Here is a 7688-nt window from a genome sequence, read left to right on the forward strand (position 1 = left end):
TGAGCTGGTCTAATAGTCCCGGACACCTCAATAGGTGAAACTACACCTATTGAGGAGTATTCCATGACCAAGAAGTACAGAAAATTCGACGCCGCTTTCAAGCTAAGAGTCTGCAAGATGATTGTTGACCAAGGCCTGAGCGTGAACTCCGTTTGTACCGATTTAGACTTGAGTGACACTGCCGTGCGCCGCTGGGTCCAGCAGTACCAAGCCGAGCAGTTAGGTGGTACAGGGATTGGTAAACCGTTAACCAGCGAGCAACAGCGTATTCGTCAGCTTGAGCAGCAGATCCGCGAGCTGAAGACTGACAACGATATATTAAAAAAAGCTACGGCCTTCTTTGCCCGCGAATTGAAGTGATCCACCAATTGGTTCACCAAATGCAATGCAAGGCCTACCCGGTAATACGTATCTGCCGGGTTTTGCGGATCAGCCGTTCGGGGTTCTATGAAGCTCGTCAGCGGTCTTTTAAGCCAAAAGCTGTCTGTCCGGTTGCAGCTCAGGTCAAAGCTACGTTCATGACCAATGAGCACTGTTATGGCAGTCGTCGGGTGATGAAAGCACTGCGTAGCGATGGCGTATCCATTGGGCGGCACAAGGTCCGTCGGCTGATGAAACAACAGGATTTACGCCCGATCTGGAAGCGCAAGTTCGTTCATACCACCAACAGTAATCATAATTTCCCGGTAGCTGAGAACCTGCTCAACCGCCAGTTTAACCCCGAGCAGATCAACCAATCATGGGTTGCTGACATCACTTATATTCGCACTCGAAGCGGCTGGCTGTACTTGGCGGCTGTCATGGATTTGTATTCACGCAAGATCGTAGGCTGGTCCATGGCTCCGCATATGCGCGCAGAGTTGGTGTGCAGTGCTATGCAACTAGCCATCACACAGAGGCAGCCTAAACCGGGTCTGATCGCGCACTCAGATCGGGGCAGCCAGTATGCAGGCGCTACTTACCAAGCCATGCTGACACGACATGGCTTGCGCTGCAGCATGAGCCGCAAGGGCAACTGCTGGGACAACGCAGTCATGGAACGTTTCTTCTTGAACCTGAAGATGGAGCGTGTTTGGAGGAAGGACTATGCCAATCATGATGAAGCAATCAGGGACGTCACGGATTACATTGTGCGGTTCTACAATGAACGACGAATGCATTCATCGTTAGACTATTTGCCGCCCAATCAGTACGAGCGGCAAACAGCCTGAAAACACCGATTGAGGTGTCCGGAAAAAGTTGACCACCTCACACTGCCATCGGGGGCAAGCCCCCTCCCACATTTGTCTGTGTCAGTATGCTGAATTCGTCAGCGCTTGGGATGCGGCGATTCGATCCATGCCAATGTCTGGCAGCGGGTGAACTGTTCCAGGAGGCCCATCGGGTCGAAATCATCGCGACGGGCGTTCTGAGCTTGCTGGTGGTGTTGGCGGGGCTGTTTGTAGCCAGTCGTCGCAAGGCCCAGAGAGCCGGCGCTCCCGTACTGAACTGACAAAATGTAGATCAAAATGTGGGAGGGGGCTTGCCCCCGATAGCGGTGGGTCAGTTGACAAATAGGTGACTGACCCACTGCCATCGGGGGCAAGCCCCCTCCCACATTTGTATGTGTCAGTCTGCTGAGTTTGCCAGCGCTTGGGATGCGGCGACGTAGTCCGCCTGGAACTGCGGCGATTCGATCCATGCCAATGCGGCGGTCTCGTCATCGCTGTCAGTGGCCCATTGCCGATATTCAATCAGCGCGGCCAGGATAAAGTCGGTCGCTTCCTCTTCGCCTTCCTGTTCCAGCACCAGCGCCAGCAGCGGGTGCGCCAGGAATACCGCACACAGCGCCTGCTGGCTGATTTCTCCCGCCGTGCGCATCTCCACGAACAGCTCGGTCAAGTCCACTGACTCAAGGTCGATTCGGCTGTCGTCGCCGGCGAACGCATCCGGCTTGGTGGCGACGGCGCGCTGGGTACGGTTTTGCTTGGCCTTGGTTTTTGCCCGCTGGGCGCGTTTTTGCTGCTTGTTTGGCGAGGCCATGGGCGTAACGTCCTTGGGGTTGGGGCAGGTATTGAAGCGCAGGTTGGGGGAAATCCCAAGCAGGTTTGCTCGCACATCCAACTCGACCACCGGGCAATAGATGAATAGGCTTGGCCTTCGCCACCTGCCAGAGCGTCTTCATGACCCGCGACACCCTTGAGCACAATCAGATTCCCCTCTATTTTGCCGCCACCCTGCTGGCCGCGCTCTGTGGTGCATTTGCGCCGTCTTTTGCTCAGGGGCTTGGCGCACTGGTCACGCCCGCCATCGCGGTATTGATGTACGCGATGTTCCTGCAAATCCCTTTTCTCGAACTGCGCCGTGGCTGGGGTAGCCGGCGCTTTATGCTGGCGTTGCTGCTGGCCAATTTCATCCTGGTGCCCTTGCTGGTATGGGCGCTGACCCGTGGCCTGTTGGAGCACCCTGCGCTGTTGGTGGGCGCGTTGCTGGTATTGCTGACGCCGTGTATCGATTACGTGGTGGTGTTTACCCACATCGGCAAAGGTGATTCGCGGTTGATGCTGGCGGCCACGCCGTTACTGTTACTGGTGCAATTGGCCCTGCTGCCGGTGTACCTGGGGTTGATACTGGGAGCGCACTCGGAGGTGGTGATCGCGGTCGCGCCGTTTATCGAAGCGTTCCTGTTGTTGATCGCGCTGCCGATGCTGCTGGCCGCGTTGACGGCTTTTTACGCGCGACGATCACTGCTGATCAACCGGTGGAACAGCGCCTGGGCCTGGTTGCCGGTGCCGGCGATGGCCCTCGTGCTGTTTGTAGTGATCGGATCGCAGATCACATCAGTGATTCGGGATATCCGCCTGCTTGTGCCGGTGCTGCCCATCTACGCAGGCTTCGCGCTGCTGGCGCCGCTGATGGGGATGTTGGCCGCGCGGGTGTTCGCGCTGCCGGCGGCAACGGCGCGTGCGGTGACGTTCAGCGCATCCACCCGCAATTCCCTGGTGGTGTTGCCCCTGGCGCTGGCGTTGCCTGACGGAGTGCGCGGTTTGGCCGCGACGGCGGTCATCCTGCAAACATTGGTCGAACTGGTTGCGCAGTTGATCTACATCCGCCTGATCCCGGCCCTGGTATGGCGCGCCAGTCGGTAATGCATGAATGTGCAGGTTCGTTCAGACGCTGTTCAGGGGGGTGGTCGGCACCATAAGCCCGCGCTTCCCACCTGACAGGTCACCCGATGGATCATCGCAGCCGCTTTCGCCTGGAGTCACTGGGCATCTTTCTGATCGCCTTGTTGCTGTTCACCCTGGGTATCTGGGATCAGCAGCCCCAAGGCTTCGACGGACGATGGGCGTTGTTCCTGCAGGAAATGTTTCGCCACGGCGCGAGTCTTTTCCCTACCACCTACGGCCAGCCGTACGCGGATTACCCCGGCACCGCGACGTTCTTCAGTTTTGTCTTCGCCCGGCTGTTTGACGCGCCGAACCATCTGGCGAATGTGCTGCCCACCGCGCTCGCTTCGGCGGGGGTCGTTGCCCTGATCTATCGCCTGCTCGCACCGGCCAGCCGGCCTTGGGCATTACTGACGGTGCTGCTGACTCTGCTCACCACCCAACTGCTCGAAAAGTCGCGCTCGGTGTGCCTGGACCAGATGGTTGCGCTGCTGTGCGTCGGCAGTTTCTACCTGCTGCACAGTGGCGAGCGGCTGGGCTCACGGTTCAGGCAACTCGTAGTTTTCCCCCTGTTTATCCTGGCCTTCGCGATTCGTGGGCCGCTGGGGTTGATCGAGGTGTGTGGCGTGACATGTGTGTACTGGGTGCTGGGTCGGCCGGGGGAGCGGGTCAGGCAGGTGTTGGTTCACGGCGTGGTCGGCTTGTTGATGCTGGTGGCGTGCTGGTGGGTGCTGATGAAGCTCGCCCGAATCAGCGGGGGCGATGCCTTTGCCGATGAGGTGTTCAGGATGCAGGTCGGCGGGCGGCTGGATGAGTCCGGCGAGCCGTTTTACTTCTACTTTCAGCTGAGTTTGTACCGGTATTTCCCGGTGGTGCCGTTGGCCCTGGCGACGTTGATCGCGCTGCGTCATCGCTGGGCGCAGCGCTGGGTCAATGATGATATGCAGTTGCTGATACGCCTCGGCGCGTGCGGCTTGATGATTTTGCTCGGCCTGTCAGTACCGCACTTCAAGCGTGCCTATTACATCCTGCCCATGGTGCCGATGTTTGCTGCTGTGGCGGCCTACGGGCTGCTTCAGGCGCAAGGCTGGCTCGTTGGCGTGCGCCGCTGCTACGAGGGGCTCGTCGTCGCGCTGCCGGCGCTGTGCGTGGTGGTGGTGTTTGCGTGTCGGTATGCCTGGCACAAGCACGGCTATTGGCCTGATGTTTCGATGCCGTTATTGATCGGCGTGCTTGTGCTGATGCAAGTGGCGGCGCTGTTGGCGTGGCGTCGGGCCGGGCGGTTGGTGTGGCTGAGCATGATCGCCCTGGCGGCGCAGTGGTTGCTGCTGGTCACCGTCATCGAGCCGGCCAAGGATCTTCAGTTCGATACGCGGGAGTTTGTCAGCCAGGTGGAGGCGTTGCGGGATGCGCAGCCGGGCCCTCTGGTATTTGTCGACCTGGGCCGGGACACCTGGGCGGTGCGCTACATGATGAACCTGGACCACGATGAACAGCCGTTTTTCGTCGGGCGTAACGAACTGGAAAAGCTCGCCACATTGCCCCGGCCATCCTGGGTGATTGTGGCGCGCAAGGACGCGGCGCTGTTGAAGGGGTCGCCGGTCGAGCCGTTGGCGCCGAGCTTTCAGGGGCGGTTGAATGACAATGCGTTGATGGTGTTTCTGCTCAACTGAGAAGCCCTTTTTAGAAAGCATCTGAAGCGACGCTCGGCGCGTTACCGTTACTCATCAGTTAGATCATTGCTACCGTCTATCGGAATCGCCAGGCAAGATACCGATGCTTAATAAGATTTTATTTAAAAATCAGTCGGTTAGTTGTTTTTAAGGCGCCTGCCGATAAAGCAGTCGGGATATTGGCATGACGCATGCTTCGATGTTAATTTGCCGCCCTTTGTAAATCGACGGATCGAACATGTACTTGCTCCTGCCATGGACTCGGCTGCTGGGCGTCTGCCTGCTGACTTTCTTCACGCTGAACAGCGCATTCGCCGCCCCCACGCCCGGGGACCAGGACCTGATCCGCGATCGGCAGAACCGCCTGCTCGAAGAGCAACAGCGGCGCCTTGAAGAACTCAAGGACCTGCCCGGCAAAGCGGACAAGCCTCAGGCCCCCGCAACGCCCGCCGACACCCGTTGCTTCCCGATCAAAGACATCGAACTCAAAGGCGCCGACAGCCTGCCGGCCTCCGAGCGCGAGCGCCTGCTCAAGCCCTACGTCGGCCAATGCCTGGGCGTGTCCCAGCTCAACGACCTGCTCAAGGCCATCACCGACTACTACCTCGGCAAAGGCCGCGTCACCAGCCGCGCCTACCTGCCGCAGCAGGACCTGTCCACTGGCCACCTGCAAGTGCTGGTGGTGGAAGGCAAGCTCGAAGCCTTGCGCAGCGCCGAAGGCAGCACCGTGACCGAACGCGAACTGGCCATGGCGTTTCCCGGCAAGGTCGGCGAAGCGCTGAACCTGCGTGAAATCGAGCAACTGGTGGACCAGCTCAACCGCCTGCCGTCCAAACAGGCGCAAATGGAACTGACCCCCGGCAAGCAAGTCGGCGGCAGCGACGTGGTGGTCAAGAACACCGCGCAAAAGCCCTGGCGCGCCAGCCTGTCGCGCAATAACGACGGCCAGAAAAGCACCGGCGAACAGCAATGGGGCGCCGGCCTTGAATGGGACAGCCCGCTGGGCCTGGGCGACCAGTTGATTCTGCGCGGCGGCCATGACGCCATCAGCGACCACCAAAAAACCTCGAAAAACACCATGCTCTATTACAACGTGCCTTGGGGCTGGTGGAACTTCAGCTACACCTACAGCGAGAGCGACTACCGCACCTTCGGCGTGACCGACGACTTCAAATACAAGCAGGACGGCGACAACCAGAACCACCAACTGCGCGCCGAACGAGTGATCCACCGCGACGACGTGAGCAAGACCTCGGTCAACGTCGGCCTCGCGCACCTGCGCACCAACAACTACATCCTCGACGTGCGCACTGCGCCCAGCAGCAACCGCCTCAGCGAACTGCAATTGGGCGTCAACCACGGTCGGCGTATCGGCACGGCCTTCGTCAACCTGGACCTGGGCATGCAAAACGGCATCGGCCTGCTCGACGCCCAGTCCCAGGAAGAGCGCGACGCCTTCGGCCGCCGCCAGCCGAACTCGCGCTACCGCAAATACACCGCCACCGTCAGCTACCTGCAACCGTTCAGTCTGTGGGGCGAGTCGTTCAGCTTCAGCAGCCTGGCCACCGGTCAACGCAGTGAAGACCCGCTGTTCTCGCCCCAGCGCATGAGCCTCGGCGGCTCGGCTTCGGTGCGCGGTTTCAAGGACCAGTTGCTGACCGGCGACAGCGGCGGCTACTGGCGCAACGAAGTGCGCTGGGCGCGCCCGGTGACCCTCGACTGGATGCGCCCGGCCTTCTTCGAATACGGCGCCAGCGTCGGCTACGACCAGGGCGTGATCCGCAACGACCGCTACAACGACAACGTTCATGGCCGCGTGTCCAGCAACTCCCTGGAGCTGTTCGCCCGAGGCAAGAACGTCAGCACCAGCGTGACCTTTGCCAACTCGCTGGAAAGACCCGGAGTCGTCACCGAGCGCGAAGCGCCGATCTACTTCCGCCTGGATTTCTTCCTGTAATTCAACGTTGCGCCGCAGCGAGAAACTGAAAATGGACGTTCGACAATTTGCCTTCCTGGCCCGCCAACCTTCCGCCACCCTGAAACCGCGAAACGCGTTCTTCGGCCTGCCCAAACGCGGGCTGGCGTTGATCCTCGCCAACGCACTGTTCTGGCAACCGCTGCTGGCCCAGGCCGAGGGCATCGTGGTCAGTGCGCCGGGTACCACTGTGGGCGCGGCGGGCAATGGCGTGCCGGTGGTGAACATCGCCACGCCCAACGGCGCAGGCTTGTCCCATAACCAGTTCCAGCAGTACAACGTCGGCCCCAACGGCGTGATTCTCAACAACGCCAACGGCGCGCTGCAAAACACCCAACTGGGCGGGATCATTGTCGGCAACCCCAACCTCAAGGGCGGCGCGGCCAGCGTCATTCTTAACGAAGTCAACGGCGGCAGCGCCAGTCAGTTGCGCGGTTATACCGAAGTGGCGGGGCAGTCGGCCAAGGTCATCGTGGCCAACCCGTACGGCGTGACCTGCGCCGGTTGCGGCTTCATCAACACGCCCAACGTCACCCTCACCACCGGCAAACCCATCATCGACCCCACCGGCCAGCTGAAAAGCTACCAGGTCGATGGCGGCGCCGTGACCATCGATGGCGAAGGCCTGAACGCCAGCAACGTCGACCGCTTCGACATCATCACCCGCTCGGCCAAGATCAATGCACAAATCAACGCCCGCGAACTCAACGTCATCGCCGGGCGCAACGACGTCGATGCACAAAGCCTGAAAACCACCGCCCGCGCCGATGACGGCAGCGCCAAACCCGAGCTTGCGATCGACTCGTCGGCCCTGGGCGGCATGTACGCCGGCGCGATCAAACTGGTGGGCACCGAAGCCGGTGTGGGCGTGAAGCTCGATGGCACCCTGGC

At 60.3% G+C, this 7688-nt stretch carries 6 protein-coding genes; 5 read left to right on the forward strand and 1 reads right to left on the reverse strand.

Translation table 11 applies throughout. The features are described 5' to 3' along the window. Positions 1–63 precede the first annotated feature (63 nt). Positions 64–1211, forward strand: a protein-coding gene (locus BFP93_RS04955) for an IS3 family transposase (protein WP_122582746.1) whose coding sequence is annotated in 2 segments (ribosomal slippage) — positions 64–319 and positions 319–1211 — 1149 coding nt in all. Because the reading frame shifts where the segments join, the coding sequence is not laid out codon by codon here. Positions 1212–1608: 397 nt separating this feature from the next. Here the strand turns inward: BFP93_RS04955 and BFP93_RS04960 are convergent. After that, complete coding sequence (locus tag BFP93_RS04960; RefSeq protein ID WP_065892297.1) at positions 1609–2022, reverse strand: hypothetical protein; 414 nt, start codon at positions 2020–2022, stop codon at positions 1609–1611. Positions 2023–2162: 140 nt separating this feature from the next. Here BFP93_RS04960 and BFP93_RS04965 point away from each other — a divergent pair, with 140 nt between their 5' ends. The 4 genes from BFP93_RS04965 to BFP93_RS04980 form a co-directional block, all read left to right on the forward strand. Beyond that, positions 2163–3128: an arsenic resistance protein gene (locus tag BFP93_RS04965; RefSeq protein ID WP_065892300.1), complete on the forward strand. Its 966-nt coding sequence runs from the start codon at positions 2163–2165 to the stop codon at positions 3126–3128. An 86-nt stretch (positions 3129–3214) separates the two neighbouring features. Further along, entirely contained in the window at positions 3215–4822 is a 1608-nt protein-coding gene (locus BFP93_RS04970) for an ArnT family glycosyltransferase (RefSeq protein ID WP_065892298.1), read from the forward strand. Between the two features lie 238 nt (positions 4823–5060). Beyond that, positions 5061–6779: a ShlB/FhaC/HecB family hemolysin secretion/activation protein gene (locus BFP93_RS04975; RefSeq protein ID WP_065892299.1), complete on the forward strand. Its 1719-nt coding sequence runs from the start codon at positions 5061–5063 to the stop codon at positions 6777–6779. A gap of 31 nt (positions 6780–6810) precedes the next feature. Beyond that, positions 6811–7688, forward strand: an 878-nt coding sequence (locus BFP93_RS04980; protein WP_141687943.1) for a filamentous hemagglutinin N-terminal domain-containing protein, incomplete at its 3' end; no start/stop codon positions are given.

It is taken from the genome of Pseudomonas sp. 44 R 15 (assembly GCF_900004965.1).
Classification (GTDB): domain Bacteria; phylum Pseudomonadota; class Gammaproteobacteria; order Pseudomonadales; family Pseudomonadaceae; genus Aquipseudomonas; species Aquipseudomonas orientalis_A.

What these genes read in the sequence shown, in the direction of transcription:
- BFP93_RS04965 (WP_065892300.1), top strand. Translation starts at nt 2,163, where the DNA reads ATGACCCGCGACACCCTTGAGCACAATCAGATTCCCCTCTATTTTGCC.
- BFP93_RS04970 (WP_065892298.1), top strand. Translation starts at nt 3,215, where the DNA reads ATGGATCATCGCAGCCGCTTTCGCCTGGAGTCACTGGGCATCTTTCTG.
- BFP93_RS04960 (WP_065892297.1), bottom strand. Translation starts at nt 2,022, where the DNA reads ATGGCCTCGCCAAACAAGCAGCAAAAACGCGCCCAGCGGGCAAAAACC.
- BFP93_RS04975 (WP_065892299.1), top strand. Translation starts at nt 5,061, where the DNA reads ATGTACTTGCTCCTGCCATGGACTCGGCTGCTGGGCGTCTGCCTGCTG.